Below are 14,808 nucleotides of genomic sequence, written 5' to 3'. Positions count from 1 at the left end.
GCAACAGAGGATTGAGGAGTAAGCGCCGATTATAGCGCGTAGCGATCGCTTCGGGATTTTTGCGTATTAGTTTGTGCGGCGTGGCTTCAGCTGGTTGTCAGCATAGACAAATGGGAATGCGCGAGTATTTAAAGGTAACGCCGCAGCTCTTCCGGCGTATCGTCATGATCCCCGTGCTGGTGTTTTTCCCAGGCATGAATATAAATTTGTGGCGATTTTAAATTGTGTTCTGGCATGGCGAGATTATCGCGTTGTACGGTTTCGCTGTAATGCACAAATTCGCGTTTGATTTTTTGCCAAAAGTGCGTGTCGAGCTCAAATCCAGCATTTTGTAGTTGCTGCTCAATATCCAGCAAAGCATATTCGCACAGTGAGTAACTAATGGTGATTTTGTGTTCTGCGGGGTAGGCTTGCGCTTGAATGCCATTGAGGTGTGCTAAAAAGCGCGCCGCAGCGACGGTTTGATCGACTGCGCTGGGATTAAAAACAATGTCGTGTTGCGTGCGTTGCACTTCGAGTTGCTTAGGCATGATCTAGCCTCTTAATAAGAGATATCACCCAAATAGATTAAGCCTTTCTTGGGGTAATTGCACTGATTTTATGCGCAAAAAAAACACCTTCTGGATCAATCGCAGAAGGTGTTTTTTGTTCTGTTGTTTCTTTGTGGCTTAGCGGCCGGCTTGCGAGAGTACGACTTTCATGCCGGGAACTAAATTTTGCCGATTCCATTTTTTGAGATCCGCTAGCTCAACGTCAAATTTACGGGCAATTGAGCTATAAGTATCGCCGCGCTGAGCAACGTATTTGCTGGGCGATTTGCTCGCCAGCGAATTTTGCGGGCGTTGCACCAGCAAGGTATCGCCGATTGCAATATGGTTGGTTTTTTTGTCCATTGAGCGATTTTAATTGCGCCAGACTCAAGCCATAGCGGTTGGCAATATTAAATAAAGTATCGCCTTTGGCGACTTTATGTTCGGTGGTTTTGCTGTTTTTAGCTAACACCGGTTGCGCTTTGGGTTTGTCATTGGCACCGGTATCGATGGCATCTGACTCACGATTTTTATGTAGTGCAGCTAAGGTTTGTCGCTCAGAGATATCTAGCCCTGCAAGGCGAGGCACTAAAATCGTTTGGCCACGCGCAATGTTTTCTTTGCTGGCAATATCATTCATATCGCGTAATTCGGCGGCTGCAATGCCAAAGATGGTGGCTAAATCTTCAAAGCGTTCACCCGTTTTGGTGACATAAGGCTGCCAATTGAGCAGTGGCTCGGTGTATTGCGCTAAGTTGCGCTCAAAGATCGCTTTGTTGGCGATCGGCAAAACTAATTGTCGGTCTTCTTTGTGGGCAATCACCGGGCGGATAAACCCAGGATTGAGGCGCAGTAATTCATCCACGCTAATTTCGGCCAATTGCGCGGCAATGGATACATCCATGTGCTTGCCCGGTTGCAAAGTGGTGAAATAGGCTTGATTGGCCATCGGCTTAAGTTCAACGCCATAGGCGGCAGGGTCGGCAATAATATTGCGGATGGCGAGTAATTTCGGCACGTAGTTACGAGTTTCGTCGGGCATTCTTAAGTCGATATAGCTAGCGCTAAGGCCTGCGGCTTGATTGCGATCGACTGCGCGGCGAACGGCATTTTCACCCCAGTTATACGATGCGAGTGCCAGTTGCCAATCATCAAATAGGCCGTGAATTTCTTGTAAATAAGACAAAGCCGCGCCAGTTGCCGCGACCACATCACGACGGCCGTCATACCACCAAGTGCGCTCAAGACCATAACGCTTACCCGTGGCAGGAATAAATTGCCACATGCCAGCCGCTTGCGCCGAAGACAGCGCTTTAGGGTTGTAGGCCGATTCGATCATCGGTAAGAGCGCCATTTCCATCGGCATGCCGCGCTTTTCGACTTCTTCGACCACAAAGTATAAATACGGGGTACTGCGACTGATAATGCGATTGAGGTAATCAGGTCGGCTGGCGTAGTAGTTTTCCCATTTGCTGACTAAGGGGCTGTCAATATCAGGGATGGCAAAACCTTTACGAACACGGGCCCAAATATCCGCTTCTGCTGGCGTGATGACTTGATTGCTAAATAAGGCCTGCATCACACGTTGGGTATCGGCGCTAATGGGCACCGCAGGCTGGGTGAGTGCGTAATCAAAGCGAGTATTGGGATCGGCTGCAAGCAGCGGCGTGGCTAAAAAAGCGCTCAGGATGAGCGCAGGTAGTCGCAGCATATGCTGAGCCCCAAAGTAAATGAATCTGCCGATACTAATGGCGGCTTTCCTGCTGTGTCAACGAGTTAGCCCCTGAAAGTGGATTAACGGAAAGAATCTTTCCAGCTGCGTAGCGCGGTAAAGCAATCTAATGGCGTGGTTATCTTTGGTTGATGGGCTTTAACTTGTGCAAATAGCCCAGCATCTGTGCAGCGTAGATAAGGATTGGTCGCTAATTCAAGTGCAATCGTACTGGGTAAAGTGGCTTGTTGCTGGGAACGTTTTTCACTTTCGATAGCCTGACGCTCTAGCAAGGCACTGTTATCGGGTTGCACATGCAGCGCAAAGCGTAGATTGCTGAGCGTGTATTCGTGAGTACAGCAAACCTGCGTTTGCAAAGGGAGCTGGGCTAGTCGTTGTAAACTATTAAATAGTTGCACCGGTTGACCTTCAAACAGTCGACCACAGCCAGCAGCAAATAAAGTATCGCCACAAAACAAGAAACCAGCACCAAAATAGGCTAAATGATCCAAAGTATGCCCCGGCGTGGCGATAACTTGAAATGTCTCTCCCAATAAAGTTAAGGTATCGCCATCATGGCAAGGATGATTCACCCCAAGGATGCCTGCGGGGCCGTAAATGGGCAGCGTGCTGGCAGCGAATGCAGTTAAGCCGCCAGTATGATCGTGGTGATGGTGCGTAATGAGGATGCCGGCTAATTGTGCTTGATGGGCGGCCAGCCAATTTTGTAATGGGGCAGCAAGACCTGGATCAACGGCAATAACTTGGTGCTGATGTTCGATCAGCCAGATGTAGTTGTCATCCAGAATCGGTAGGCAGTGTAGTTTGAGCATTTTATTTACTTAAATCCTGTGGGCATCAAAAAATGAATGCTGAGTTTGATCATTTTGCTACTTGGCTAGCAACTCCGCTAGGGCGCTATGTGGCCATGAGCGAGTTGGCTTGGTTTGAGCGCTCGGTGGTGGATATTTTTGGCTACAAAGCGGTGCAGCTTGAATTGCCACAAATTGATTGTTTACGCAGCAATCGCATGCCTTGGCGTTTGCAAGCCGGTGAAGCAGCTGGCACGCAGTTGAAATGCTCGGTACAAGCGTTGCCATTTGATGAGCAAAGCTTGGATTTGATTGCTTTACCGCATGTGCTGGATTTTTGTCAGGACCCGCATGCGGTGCTGCGCGAATGTCAGCGCGCCTTGCGCCCTGAGGGACGTTTATTGATTACCGGCTTTAATCCATGGAGTTTATGGGGTTTACGCCGTTTAAAGCCCAATTCAGAAATCCCGTGGAAAGGCAATTTTGTGGCGTTACCCAAATTAAAAGATTGGTTAAGTGTGCTGGATTTTCAAACGCTGCAAGACGAGCATTTATGCTATCGGCCACCGGTACAACGCCCCGGCTGGTTAGAAAAAAGCCGTTTTCTCGATCAAGCGGGTGATCGCTTATGGCCCGCTGGTGGTGGCGTGTATTGTGTTGCCGCGGTAAAGCGGATTCGTGGCATGCATTTGATTGAACCGCAATGGCGCTCGGCTACCGCCACAGCAAAGCTCGGCAATGGCCATCGAAAAACTCCGCCAGCAAGCGCGTAAAGATCGTTGTAAATAGAGTAAAACCGGCTGCTGTCAAAGGTATATGCTTGTAGATTTTGAATTTAATGACCTATAAGCATATACCTATAGGTTGTGGATTTATTTATCACACTGTTTTGCCGCATCTTGCATTGATTTAATCAATTTATTGCCTTCATCGCGATTTTTAGTCGCTAAACGAATATCATGGCCGCTGCCCAGATTGCCGCCGCCAAAAGCGATTTTGACTTCATCATCATTGACATCAATAAATTGCACCACGGTAAGATTGATTAAACGTTCGGTTTTGCTGTCGCTGGGAATTTTCCACGGACAAAAAGTCGCGGCATACAGCGGAACTGCGGTTAAACTGAGCGGCAATATACAACTTAAAACCAGTGCAGAAACACGCATTGTGGCACTCCAAAAGTGAACAACATCATGGTAGAAATCTATACCGACGGCGCTTGTAAAGGCAATCCCGGTCCTGGCGGCTGGGGCGCTTTTTTGCGCTTTGGCGAGCATGAAAAAGAATTATTCGGTGGTGAAGCACACATACCACCAATAACCGCATGGAATTACTGGCGGTGATTAGCGCTTTAGCGGCGTTAACCCGTACCTGTGAAGTTACCATTCATACCGATTCACAATACGTTAAAAATGGTATTGAAACTTGGATTCATGGCTGGAAAAAAAACGGCTGGAAAACCGCCGCTAAACAAGCGGTTAAAAATGAAGACTTGTGGAAGCAGCTCGACGCGCAAGTGGCGCGGCATACTGTTGCCTGGCGTTGGGTGAAAGGCCATGCCGGTAATCCGGGCAATGAGCGCGCCGATCAATTGGCCAATCGCGGCGTTGAATCACTCACTTAACGCGCGCTTGGCGTAAAGCCAATCACATCCATCCCCAACACCCCCAGCGACATACTTTGATGCAGCGCCAGCACGTCGACCTGATCGCCAGCGGCGGCGCGCGCAATCAGTAGCGGTAAAAAATGTTCAATCGTGGGGTGGGCTTGCCGTGCATGCGGCAAGTTTTGTTGCCAATTAACCCAATCCAATAAAGGCTGGGTATTGAGCGCAGAGTAAGTCGCAGCAATGAATTGCGCCGCATACGGCTCAATTTTATACTCAGTTTGCCCGGTTCTCATCCGACTAAAAGCGTCGTTGAGATTGTGCGTAATGCTACCAGAGCCAATCAGCAACACCTCATCAGGTAAATATTTTGCCAGTGATTGGCCCAGTGCTAAATGCGCGGCGCTGTCCATTGATGCTGCCAATGAGATCGTCACCAAAGGAATATCGGCCTTGGGATACATCAGCATCAACGGCACCCAAGCGCCATGATCAATCGCCGGATGATCGCTAATGGCCATCGCGTGCCCATCGTTGGCCAGTTGTAAAGCCAGGCGTTCGGCCAATCCCGGATCCCCCTGCGGTCGATATTGCAATTGATACAGCTCGGGTGAAAACCCACTAAAATCATGCACTTCTTGCCATTGCTGAGCGCTACCGACGGTGAATTGCGCTTGAATATTGTGCGCTGAAATCAGCACGATGGCCTTAGGGCGAGGCAAGGTTTGGCCCAGTGAAAGTAAAAAATCGTGTGCTGGGCTGGGCTCAATGGCCAGCGATGGCGCACCGTGGCTAATAAAGAGAGAGCGGGGCATGGTCTTCCTGAATGTATTGATATTGGCCGTGTTGGCATTCGCGCTAGCGTGCGGTTGGCGCGTTTCCAATCATACGAGTTTGCCGCAGGCACCGCGGCGAAATGATTTGAACGAATTGGTGAGAAAAAACGAAGCCAAGTACTTGCGGTTCACTTAAGCGTTCAATATTGAAACGCCAACGCCAACGCCAACGCCAACGCCAACGCCAACGCCAACGCCAACGCCAACGCCAACGCCAACGCCAACGCCAACGCCAACGCCAACGCCAACGCCAACGCCAACGCCGAGGCTTAGCGAAAACATCCGGCAATTGCAGCTTAAATCAGCGTGTTGGCGATGGTTTGAGACCTAAATTGGCGTTCTCTGCGCCTCTGTGTTTCTGCGTTGTAAGGTTTTGATGTGAATAGCGTCAAAGCCCATTGCCTGCGGTTCACTTAAACGTTAAACAAAAATCCAATGCCGAGACGCAGAACAAAACATCAGCCAATCGCAGTTTAAATCAGCGTGTTGGTGATGGTTTGAGACCTGAATGGGTGTTCTCTGCGCCTCTGTGTCTCTGCGTTGTAAGGTTTTGATGTTGTCGGCATAAAGGCAGAGTGCGTGGTTTTTCACGCGGTGGACGGTTTTTTGCCCGTGATCAACATCAGTTACAATAGCGCCATTGTTTTGTTGGGAATCATCATGCGTCAAATTTTCCTCGATACCGAGACGACAGGTCTGCGGGTTGAAGACGGTAACCGAATTTTGGAAATCGGATCGCTGCGGTTGAAATGATTGATCGTAAATTATCCAAAGCCGATAGCCATTTTCATCGCTACATCAATCCGGGCCGCGACTCTGAAGAGGGTGCTTTGAATGTCCATGGTTTAACCACGCAATTTTTGTCGGACAAAGCCAAGTTCGGGCAAATCGTCGATGATTTTCTTGAATTTGTAACAGACGCCGAAATCATTATCCATAACGCGCCATTTGACGTTGGCTATTTGAATATGGAGCTTGGCAAGTTAGGCCGTGGCAAGCTAGAAGACTACGTCGCTAGCGTGACCGACACGCTGAAAATGGCCAAAGATCTGTGGCCGGGCAAACGCAATAGCCTGGATGCGCTGTGTGATCGTTATGACGTCGATCGTTCTGGCCGAACATTACACGGCGCGCTGATTGACTGCGAATTGCTCGCCGAAGTGTATATGGCGATGACGCGCGGCCAAGATAGTCTATTGATCGACTACGCGCCAACTGCAGAAGAAAACGCCAGTAATTTAGCGCGCCGCAGCAATAGCTTGCCGCTGATCGTGACGCAAGCCAGCAGTGAAGAACTCGCATTACATCAAAAGTATCTCGATGCGCTAGATAAAGCCGTCAAGGGCAGCTGCGTGTGGCGCGAACTTGAGCCGCTCGCCGCGTTGCCCAATACCGAGGGCAATCCACAATGAGCGTTTGCATGAATAGCACTGAACTCAAAACCGCCGCGCATGCGGCGTGGGAAGAGCACGACGAAGCGCTGGCCGAGCAGCATTTTTTGGCGGCGCTGGCCATTGATGAGCAAGACGCAGTGACGAACTACGATTTGGCGCTGCTGTATAAATATCAAAGCCGCTGGGCCGAGTCGCTGCGCTACAACCGCCGCGCAGCCGAGCTCAATCCCGAAGACGCCGCCGCGTGGTGGAATATGGGCATCGCGGCAACCGCGATTGCTGATTGGGAAACGGGCTGGCAAAGCATGGGAATTTTTTGGCATTACGCTGCCATTGGATGCGGTGGAGCATGCTGCGCCCGATTTAAAATTGGGCTTGATTCCGGTGCGAATTACGCAGGGCGATCAGGTTGAGGTGCTGTGGGCCAATCGTCTTGATCCAGCGCGCGCGCAGATTATCAGTGTCCCTTTGCCCGATTGCGGCGTGCGTTACCAAGATATCGTGCTGATTGACGGCGCACCGCGCGGCACGCATGAACTCAATGGCAATCCAGTGCCCGTATTTGATTGGTTAGAATTTTGGCAACGCGCAAATTACTCGACGTATGTGATCGAAGCCACTGTACCTATTGAGCTAGCGGCTAATACCCTTTGTGAGCTGGTTCTAGACAGCGATATGGCGCTGGACGATTGGTCGAAGCTTATGTCAATGCAGGGCCAAGCGGGTGGCGAAGAAACGCAGCACGCACACGATGCGGCGAGCGCAGCTACAGTCGCTTGGCTGCCTGAACGGCAATTTGGCGTGGCGGCGCTCAATGATCAAGCATTAGCTGACGTGCTCGACGCTTGGCAAACCGCGCACCCTGAAGTCGAGATCGCCGAAGTGTATAACGCGCTCGATGCACAAGAAGATGACGAGAACGAGACTACAGAATGACTGCCATTGCCTTAGTCCCTGCCGCGGGTAGCGGCAGCCGTATGGCGTCTGCGACGCCGAAACAATATTTAGATTTACTTGGTCAACCGTTGATCGCGCATACGCTGCGCGCCTTGCTCGGTGCTGCGGGCATCGCGCAAGTGGTGGTGGTGATTTCGCCCGAAGATGAATGGTGGGAAAGCTACGATTGGGCTGCTTTACTGGGCGAGTCGTTGGCCCGCTTGCTGGTGCTGCGCGTGGGAGGCGTTAGCCGCGCTGAATCAGTGATGAATGGTCTGACGGCACTTGCCGCTGCTCCCATTGAAAGTCCTCAAGCGGGTCAACACGCGCAGGGTTTTGCGATGTCTGATGATATTTGGGTGCTGGTGCATGACGCCGCCCGCCCTTGTATCACCAGCCAACAAGTGGATGCCATGATTATTCAGTTGGAGTATGACGCTGTAGGCGGTATTTTAGCTGTTCCAGTGGCCGATACCCTTAAGGTCGCCGTCAATTCTTCTACTGAGCCACGCATCGCTAACACCACGCCGCGCGCGGGACTTTGGCAAGCACAAACGCCGCAGATGTTCCGCCGTGGCCCATTGCTCGCCGCACTTCAAGACGCGCTACCCGAACACGTTGCAGAGATCACCGACGAAGCCAGCGCGCTCGAACGCCTCGGCTATTCACCCAAACTTATCATGGGCAGTCCATGGAATCTGAAAGTGACTTATCCGCAGGATTTGCAATTGGCGGGGTTGCTGTTACAGGCTAACCGTTGATCTTGTCGTTGTAATGTAAACCTTATTGTATGGCGCTTGTTGGCAAGCGTTTCGCTGGAGAATTCAACATGACTTTACCTTTTCGTATCGGCCAAGGCTGGGATGTTCATCGTATGGTGGCTGATCGTCCTTTAATTTTGGGCGGCGTACATATCCCGTATGAGAAAGGCCTGCTGGGGCATTCCGATGCCGATGCTTTGTTGCATGCGATTACCGATGCGATTTTGGGCGCGGCGGGTTTGGGTGATATTGGTCGGCATTTTCCAGATACGGCCACCGAATTTAAAGGCGTAGATAGCCGCGTTTTATTGCGCGAAGCGGTGCGGCGAGTGGCGCAAGCAGGTTGGCAAGTGGCGAATATTGATGCATCGATCTTAATTCAGCAGCCCAAAATGGCCCCGCATATTCCCGCAATGCGAGTGAATATTGCCGAAGATTTGCAAATTGATGTGGCGTTGGTCAACGTGAAAGCCAAGACCTATGAAAAGCTCGGCCCCGTGGGAGAGGGCGCAGCGGTTGAAGCGCAGGCGGTTGCCCTACTGTCGCCAAGGTGAGTTAGTGCTGGATTCTGCTGGTTTTTCAATTATATTGATTAGGCAAATTATTTATTTCTAGCCTGTCCATTTCGAGCTAGACTGGGTTTTTGCTGACACTGGGTGTTAGCCTCGATGGGTGATAATTTGCTTTATGCTTATCGTTTGAATAAATAAATCTAGGGGTATCAATTATGCGCACTAAATTACTTGCTTCTATCTTGCTCACTGCGGGTTTATTGGTCGGAACGGCGTCGATTGCCGCAACTGGGCAAGATGAATTACTCGTGGCGACTTCTGAACGTAAGATTGATGAGGCACGGGTGGTTTCTGTCGATTTGGCAACGCGCAGCGTTGTGCTCCAAATGCCAAACGGGCAAATGCTCGAGTTTACTAATATTAATCCCAAGGTCACGCGTTTGAATACCTTAAAGCCCAATGACACCGCCACGGTTACAGGGGCTGAAACAATGGCTTTTGTATTGCAAAAAGGCACTGCTGGCATTCGTAAAGTGATTGATACCAATACACAAGATTTATCTGTCGATGGCGCAGGCATGACATTAACGCATACCGTTTACAATGATATTGTGGGCGTGAATGTTGCCGCTGGTTCGCTGCGCGTCAAAGATTTTGCTGGCAAAATCATTACCGTACCGGTTGCAAACAAAGAATGGCTAACACAAGCTGCAACGGGTGATCAGTTGCTGGTGGTGACACGCGCCTCAATGATGGCATTTGCTAACTAAGCAGTAATTTAAAAGTTGTTTGCTATTGTTCTCTTTTAGCAAAGTCCCGTAAGGTTTTTCGTACTTTACGATCAAGCGAGTTCTCCATATTTAAATTCGCCGTTTGTTGCCGAGCCCACCTATTGGTGGGCTTCATTATTACGGCTTGTGAATACATCGCAGTGAATCAATAGGACTGAAGTTTTTGCGTATGAAGTTAGAGCGAATTTGTGAGTGCTCTGGATGATAGGCGTTATTTAGTTAATTGTCGTTGAGCGTCTTGCCGCGCTTTGCCAGCACGAATTCGATCCCAATATTGACTGCGCAAGGCAAAGTTTTCCGATGGTTCTAGCCATAAAATTTTATCGCTGTCTTTTAAATTACCACCACTTAAGGTGTTAGATAAACCTTGCCGCTGACTTAAAGTGTGACTCACTGTTTTTTCTAAAGTGTAATTAATCCAATTTTCGGCGAGCTTGCGATTTTTGCTGGTATTGCTGATTGCCCAACAATCTAGCCATGCCAGTACGCCCTCTTGCGGAATAATATAGCCTATGTCTGCTCCCGCTTGTTGCAATAATTTAACCTGTTGCTGGCCATAATTGGCATACATTAACGCGGCTTTATTGTTAATAAATGCTTGCGTGCCTTGCTCTGGGGTGGTGTAAAAAATAGGATTTTGTGGGCGTAATTGGAGTAATTTATCGACGGTTTGCTTCATCTCATTGGCTGAGAGTTTAAATGGATTGTTGGCATGCAATGTGAGTGCGGCTAGGCTGAAATTATGATTACTGCCATCGTAGAGAACGATTTTTCCACTGTATCGGGTTTGCCATAGGTCATTCATTGATACAGGTGGCGTTTTAAATTGCTTTTTATCATAAATGAGCCCCATTTCTGAATAAGTAAATGGAATGGCGTATAAATGACCATTGCGATTTAAACCTGATATTTGCTCAGTTTTACGAAAACGGGGTAATTGATTTTTGGAGTTAGGAATTTGATTTTGTTTAATCGGGGTGACGAGATTATGGTCAATATAGCGCTGTAATTCAGCAGTATTCACGGCAAAAACATCATAGTTATTGGCCTGCTTACGATTGATCTTTTCCCATAACTCATCATCACTTGAAACATAAGTCAGTTCAACTTTGCTATGGTATTTCTGCTCAAATGCAGCAATCCAGTCGGGATCTGCATAGCCATGCCAAGTCAAAATACGCAAAGTGTTTTCCGCGCTTGCCATTGAAGATAGCAATGCAAGCGTCAGAAAATCTAGTCGTATTTTACGAATAAATTTCATTTTTTTGGCGTATTAGGTAAGTTGATAAGCCCCAATAGTAGTGGGTTTTGTCATAAAAACAAATACTTGTCGCTATGGTGATGATTTATTTCACTGAGTTAAACAGGATAGTGATGTAGGCTGATTTGACCATCTTGGCTTAATAGATAGCCACCATGCCCTTTTTTCCAGTCTGGAATGACCCAGCGAATTCCGTGTTGATGCTGGTGTTGTGCTGGCCTATGGGTGTGTCCATGAATCAGCAGCCGTGCAGGACTATGCTGTAATTCGGTTTCAATCGCGGCAAGATTGACATCCATAATCATACGGGTTTTATTTTTATTGGATTGTTGTGATTTTAATCGTAAGTTAGCAATTTGTTTATCGCGGATTTTTTTTGGTAAATGCAGCCAAATCCATTGCACAATTGGATTATGTGTCAGCCGGCGATAGCGCTGGTAGGCGATATCATCAGTGCAATAACGATCACCGTGGCCCAATAAAATCGCTTGCCCCTGTAAATGTATCAAACTTGGGTCTGGTAACACGGTGAGTTGACCACTTGTTGCAAATCGGCGACCAACGAGTAAATCGCGATTACCGGCCATAAAAAAAACTTTGACGCCAGTTTGCGCAACGGCAGCAATTTCGGCCACTTGCTCAGCATAGAATGGCTCGTCGAGCTGATCATCACCCAACCAGTATTCAAATAAATCCCCCAAAATATATAAATATTCAGCTCTGCTCGCAACAATTTGGCGCATAAATTGCTGGTATGCATGTACCGTGGCTGTGTCGCTAGGGGATAAATGTAGGTCAGAGATAAAGTATGTGGCTTGAGTCATTCGAAAGGCTTTGCAGGTTGAGCATAAAAAAAAGCGCAGGCTTGCTGCGCTTAAAATTAAATCGATCGTGAGTCAAAGTAATTAGGCCAGCACTTCGGCACTCACAATGACCACATCTGTTTTTGGCACATCTTGGTGGAAACCATTGCTGCCAGTTTTCACTTTTTCGATTTTGTCGACGATGTCTTGCCCTTCAATCACAGTGCCAAATACGGCATAGCCCCAGCCTTGGGCTGTTTTATTACGATGATTTAAGAAATCATTGTCAGCAGCATTGATGAAAAACTGTGAAGAGGCTGAATGTGGTTCTGGCGTGCGCGCCATTGCGATGGTGTAAATATCATTTTTTAAACCATTGTCAGCTTCATTTTGAATGGTTGGGTGCTTGTCTTTTTTTTCTTTCATGCCTGGTTCAAAGCCACCACCTTGCACCATAAAGCCATCGATGACGCGATGGAAAATCGTACCATCGTAATGACCAGAAGTAGCGTATTGAATAAAGTTAGCCACCGTAATCGGCGCTTTTTCTTCGTTTAGTTCTAAAACAATGTCACCCATGCTGGTGGTGAGTTTTACTTTAGTCATCTGTTTTGTCCTTGAAAAAATATAAATTACTTGGTCGTGCTGCTTTTGCTAGCGCTGGCTTTTTCGGTTTTGGCGGCTAATTCTTTGGCGCTGATTAAGATGATCGGTTCGGCAGGGGTATCACCAGGCAGTAAACTCACTTTTGCCATTTGATCTGCCACTTCCATGCCACTCAATACTTTACCAAATACCGCGTAACCCCAGCCATCAAATGAAGGGTAGTTTAAAGCGTCATTGTTTTTTAGGTTGATATAAAACTGGCTTGTTGCCGAATGCGGCTGACCGGTTCTGGCCATCGCCAGCATACCGCGGTCATTTTTTAGCCCTTTTTCTGTCGTGATTTTGGCTTCGTTTTGAATTGATGCTTTAGTTGGTTTCTGTTCTTGTTTTACATCGTAACCGCCACCTTGCACGACAAATCCGGGCACTACGCGGTGAAAAACCGTACCGTCATAATGTTTGCTTTTGACATATTGCAAAAAATTAGCCACAGAGATTGGTGCTTGTTCTGGGTAGAGTTCAACGATGATTTTACCTTTGCTGGTGTTGAGCTCGACTTGCGGATTGGCGGCGATGGCGGTCAAGCTTGAAAGTGCTAAAGCGGCAGCGATAACGAAGCGTTTCATGAAAATTCCTGCAAATTGGAGGTAAAATATACAATCTCGTAATCATAACATGTGCACAGTGTAGAATTGCCAGCTTAAGGAGAACTGATGATGCTGAAATTACCTTCTTTGGACCAATTTATTACTGAGTTTGATACGGTGTTGCGTACTTTAGCAGCACCCGCGGTGAGTGCTCGGGCTCATCCTGATGCCAAAATTGATGATGTAGCAATGAGTAGCGCAGAAAAAGCGCACGCAGCAGGATTGATGCGGGTGAATCACTGCGGCGAAGTGTGCGCGCAAGCGTTGTATCAAGGGCAGGCTTTGACCGCCAGAGACCCCGCTGCGCGGCAAGCGTTACGCCAAGCAGCCGATGAAGAGGTCGAGCATTTGGCTTGGACTCAGCGGCGTTTGGCTGAGCTAGGTAGTCACCGCAGTGTGCTTAATCCGTTGTGGTATGCCGGCTCATTGGCGATGGGGGTTGCCGCGGGTGTGATTGGTGACAAATGGAATTTGGGCTTTTTGGCCGAAACGGAGCGGCAGGTTGGCGCACATTTGCAAAGTCATCTCAATGAATTGCCTGAGTCGGACGAAAAAAGCCGCGCCATTGTGGCGCAAATGTATTTGGATGAAATGAGCCATGCCGAGCTGGCCGATCAAATGGGGGCGGCTCCTTTGCCACAGCCTGTGCCACAAATAATGCAGTTAACTTCTAAATTAATGACGCAACTGAGTTATCGGTTTTAAGCGAGTTTAAAAATTAAATAGCATATTGTGCGCATTGCGGCGGCTGACATGAACCACTAGAACTTTGCGCCAGATCAGATTTGTCGTATTCAATACCAACGTCATGGCAATACTTCCGCTCTTTGTGGGTATGCGCGTTATAAAATAGCGCCATCTAAATAATAGAAATGCAGGCTTTGATATGAATGGGATGTTAGCTCCTTCTGCCATTGTTGATTATGTTGAACACAGTGCTTTAGAAAAATCAGCATTGCCTTGCTCAAGATTGGCGGTCATGGCCATTATCGGCGGGATGTTTATTTCCCTTGGTGGTCTGCTCGCGGTTTGTGTAGCAGGGGGCTCGCCTGAGTTGATGCAGAGCAATCCTGGCTTGGGTAAATTATTATTTGGCGCGGTTTTCCCTTTGGGCTTTATTGCGGTGGTGTTGACTGGGGTAGATCTTTTTACCAGTAATTGCGCGACGCAAATGGTGCCATTGCAACGTAATTTATTGGCTAAACGCGATGTGGCAAAAGTCTGGGGGCTCTCTTATTTGGGTAATTTTATTGGTGCTTTATTTACCGCATGGGCTTTTGCCTATATGACGGGGATTTTTAAGCCGGATGACTCTGCAACGCTATTTTTACTCTCTGTTGCCCATCACAAATTAGAAAACCCATTTGTCGTGACTTTTTTTAAAGGTATTTTGGCGAATATTTTGGTGTGTGTAGCCGCTTGGCAAGGTTATTCAGCAAAAGACACATTAGGGCGCATGATGGGTATTTGGTTGCCTGTCATGGCATTCGTTGCGTTGGGTATGGAACATAGTATTGCGAATATGTTCTTTATCCCTGCCGCAATGTTGCTTGGGTTGGATGCCAGCTGGAGTGATTTTTTTCCTGCATAATTTATTGCCTG

At 48.2% G+C, this 14,808-nt stretch carries 21 protein-coding genes and 1 pseudogene; 11 read left to right on the top strand and 11 right to left on the bottom strand.

All coding sequences use genetic code 11. The annotated features are described in order from the left end of the window. Positions 1-128: 128 nt before the first annotated feature. The 4 genes from GKO28_RS05680 to gloB all read right to left on the bottom strand — a co-directional run bounded on the left by GKO28_RS05680 (position 129) and on the right by gloB (position 3,074). Complete coding sequence (locus GKO28_RS05680; protein WP_182075643.1) at positions 129-530, bottom strand: hypothetical protein; 402 nt, start codon at positions 528-530, stop codon at positions 129-131. Positions 531-668: 138 nt separating this feature from the next. Beyond that, a complete protein-coding gene (locus tag GKO28_RS22680; protein WP_182075642.1) occupies positions 669-848 on the bottom strand; it encodes a LysM domain-containing protein in 180 nt (59 codons plus the stop codon). Continuing rightward, positions 775-2,241, bottom strand: coding sequence for a transglycosylase SLT domain-containing protein (locus GKO28_RS05670; protein ID WP_182075641.1), 1,467 nt, complete (start codon positions 2,239-2,241; stop codon positions 775-777). Before GKO28_RS05670 ends, GKO28_RS22680 begins: the two co-directional genes overlap by 74 nt. A gap of 83 nt (positions 2,242-2,324) precedes the next feature. Continuing rightward, positions 2,325-3,074 (bottom strand): hydroxyacylglutathione hydrolase, encoded by a 750-nt coding sequence (gene gloB / locus GKO28_RS05665; protein ID WP_182075640.1) that lies wholly within the window; start codon positions 3,072-3,074, stop codon positions 2,325-2,327. Positions 3,075-3,106: 32 nt separating this feature from the next. Here gloB and GKO28_RS05660 point away from each other — a divergent pair, with 32 nt between their 5' ends. Continuing rightward, positions 3,107-3,826 carry a class I SAM-dependent methyltransferase gene (locus tag GKO28_RS05660; protein WP_182075639.1) on the top strand — a complete coding sequence of 240 codons (720 nt, stop codon included), beginning with the start codon at positions 3,107-3,109 and terminating at the stop codon, positions 3,824-3,826. Positions 3,827-3,925: 99 nt separating this feature from the next. Here the strand turns inward: GKO28_RS05660 and GKO28_RS05655 are convergent, their stop codons facing one another. Continuing rightward, positions 3,926-4,219: a hypothetical protein gene (locus GKO28_RS05655; protein ID WP_182075638.1), complete on the bottom strand. Its 294-nt coding sequence runs from the start codon at positions 4,217-4,219 to the stop codon at positions 3,926-3,928. A gap of 27 nt (positions 4,220-4,246) precedes the next feature. On the opposite strand from GKO28_RS05655, the pseudogene rnhA reads away from it, so the two are divergent. Continuing rightward, positions 4,247-4,677 (top strand): annotated as a pseudogene (gene rnhA / locus GKO28_RS05650) (ribonuclease HI). On the opposite strand, the gene GKO28_RS05645 reads toward rnhA, so the two are convergent. Next, positions 4,674-5,474, bottom strand: a complete 801-nt coding sequence (locus tag GKO28_RS05645; protein ID WP_182075637.1) for a class III extradiol ring-cleavage dioxygenase — start codon at positions 5,472-5,474, stop codon at positions 4,674-4,676. The pseudogene rnhA and the gene GKO28_RS05645 overlap by 4 nt on opposite strands. Before the next feature lie 153 nt (positions 5,475-5,627). Beyond that, the gene (locus GKO28_RS05640) at positions 5,628-5,777 is read right to left on the bottom strand and encodes a hypothetical protein (protein WP_182075636.1); all 150 of its coding nucleotides are present in this window, start codon (positions 5,775-5,777) and stop codon (positions 5,628-5,630) included. 297 nt (positions 5,778-6,074) lie between these two features. Here GKO28_RS05640 and GKO28_RS22170 point away from each other — a divergent pair, with 297 nt between their 5' ends. The 7 genes from GKO28_RS22170 to GKO28_RS05610 all read left to right on the top strand — a co-directional run bounded on the left by GKO28_RS22170 (position 6,075) and on the right by GKO28_RS05610 (position 9,868). Further along, positions 6,075-6,248: a hypothetical protein gene (locus tag GKO28_RS22170; RefSeq protein ID WP_307838953.1), complete on the top strand. Its 174-nt coding sequence runs from the start codon at positions 6,075-6,077 to the stop codon at positions 6,246-6,248. Next, complete coding sequence (gene dnaQ, locus GKO28_RS05635; protein WP_307838952.1) at positions 6,245-6,907, top strand: DNA polymerase III subunit epsilon; 663 nt, start codon at positions 6,245-6,247, stop codon at positions 6,905-6,907. The genes GKO28_RS22170 and dnaQ overlap by 4 nt, the downstream gene beginning before the upstream one ends. 8 nt (positions 6,908-6,915) lie before the next feature. Beyond that, complete coding sequence (locus GKO28_RS05630; RefSeq protein WP_182075635.1) at positions 6,916-7,302, top strand: hypothetical protein; 387 nt, start codon at positions 6,916-6,918, stop codon at positions 7,300-7,302. Further along, the gene (locus GKO28_RS05625; RefSeq protein ID WP_203563942.1) at positions 7,232-7,825 is read left to right on the top strand and encodes a hypothetical protein; all 594 of its coding nucleotides are present in this window, start codon (positions 7,232-7,234) and stop codon (positions 7,823-7,825) included. The genes GKO28_RS05630 and GKO28_RS05625 overlap by 71 nt, the downstream gene beginning before the upstream one ends. Then, on the top strand, positions 7,822-8,586 hold the full coding sequence (gene ispD / locus GKO28_RS05620; protein WP_182075633.1) for a 2-C-methyl-D-erythritol 4-phosphate cytidylyltransferase: 765 nt from the start codon (positions 7,822-7,824) through the stop codon (positions 8,584-8,586). Before GKO28_RS05625 ends, ispD begins: the two co-directional genes overlap by 4 nt. A gap of 68 nt (positions 8,587-8,654) precedes the next feature. Then, positions 8,655-9,140 (top strand): 2-C-methyl-D-erythritol 2,4-cyclodiphosphate synthase, encoded by a 486-nt coding sequence (gene ispF / locus GKO28_RS05615; protein WP_182075632.1) that lies wholly within the window; start codon positions 8,655-8,657, stop codon positions 9,138-9,140. A 173-nt stretch (positions 9,141-9,313) separates the two neighbouring features. Continuing rightward, on the top strand, positions 9,314-9,868 hold the full coding sequence (locus GKO28_RS05610; RefSeq protein ID WP_182075631.1) for a hypothetical protein: 555 nt from the start codon (positions 9,314-9,316) through the stop codon (positions 9,866-9,868). 232 nt (positions 9,869-10,100) lie between these two features. On the opposite strand, the gene GKO28_RS05605 is transcribed toward GKO28_RS05610, so the two are convergent. The 4 genes from GKO28_RS05605 to GKO28_RS05590 all read right to left on the bottom strand — a co-directional run bounded on the left by GKO28_RS05605 (position 10,101) and on the right by GKO28_RS05590 (position 13,185). Then, positions 10,101-11,093 (bottom strand): extracellular solute-binding protein, encoded by a 993-nt coding sequence (locus GKO28_RS05605; protein WP_247646390.1) that lies wholly within the window; start codon positions 11,091-11,093, stop codon positions 10,101-10,103. A gap of 155 nt (positions 11,094-11,248) precedes the next feature. Continuing rightward, positions 11,249-11,974, bottom strand: coding sequence for a UDP-2,3-diacylglucosamine diphosphatase (locus GKO28_RS05600; protein WP_182075629.1), 726 nt, complete (start codon positions 11,972-11,974; stop codon positions 11,249-11,251). A gap of 81 nt (positions 11,975-12,055) precedes the next feature. Next, the gene (locus tag GKO28_RS05595; protein WP_182075628.1) at positions 12,056-12,559 is read right to left on the bottom strand and encodes a peptidylprolyl isomerase; all 504 of its coding nucleotides are present in this window, start codon (positions 12,557-12,559) and stop codon (positions 12,056-12,058) included. Between the two features lie 26 nt (positions 12,560-12,585). Further along, positions 12,586-13,185: a peptidylprolyl isomerase gene (locus tag GKO28_RS05590; RefSeq protein ID WP_182075627.1), complete on the bottom strand. Its 600-nt coding sequence runs from the start codon at positions 13,183-13,185 to the stop codon at positions 12,586-12,588. Between the two features lie 90 nt (positions 13,186-13,275). Between GKO28_RS05590 and coq7 the strand changes: the two genes are divergently transcribed. After that, the gene (gene coq7, locus GKO28_RS05585; protein WP_173534578.1) at positions 13,276-13,911 is read left to right on the top strand and encodes a 2-polyprenyl-3-methyl-6-methoxy-1,4-benzoquinone monooxygenase; all 636 of its coding nucleotides are present in this window, start codon (positions 13,276-13,278) and stop codon (positions 13,909-13,911) included. Positions 13,912-14,092: 181 nt separating this feature from the next. Continuing rightward, the gene (locus GKO28_RS05580; RefSeq protein ID WP_182075626.1) at positions 14,093-14,797 is read left to right on the top strand and encodes a formate/nitrite transporter family protein; all 705 of its coding nucleotides are present in this window, start codon (positions 14,093-14,095) and stop codon (positions 14,795-14,797) included. Positions 14,798-14,808 lie beyond the last annotated feature (11 nt).

Source organism: Deefgea sp. CFH1-16, assembly GCF_016881365.1.
Lineage (GTDB): Bacteria > Pseudomonadota > Gammaproteobacteria > Burkholderiales > Chitinibacteraceae > Deefgea.
This window is presented reverse-complemented; position numbering and strand designations above follow the sequence as displayed.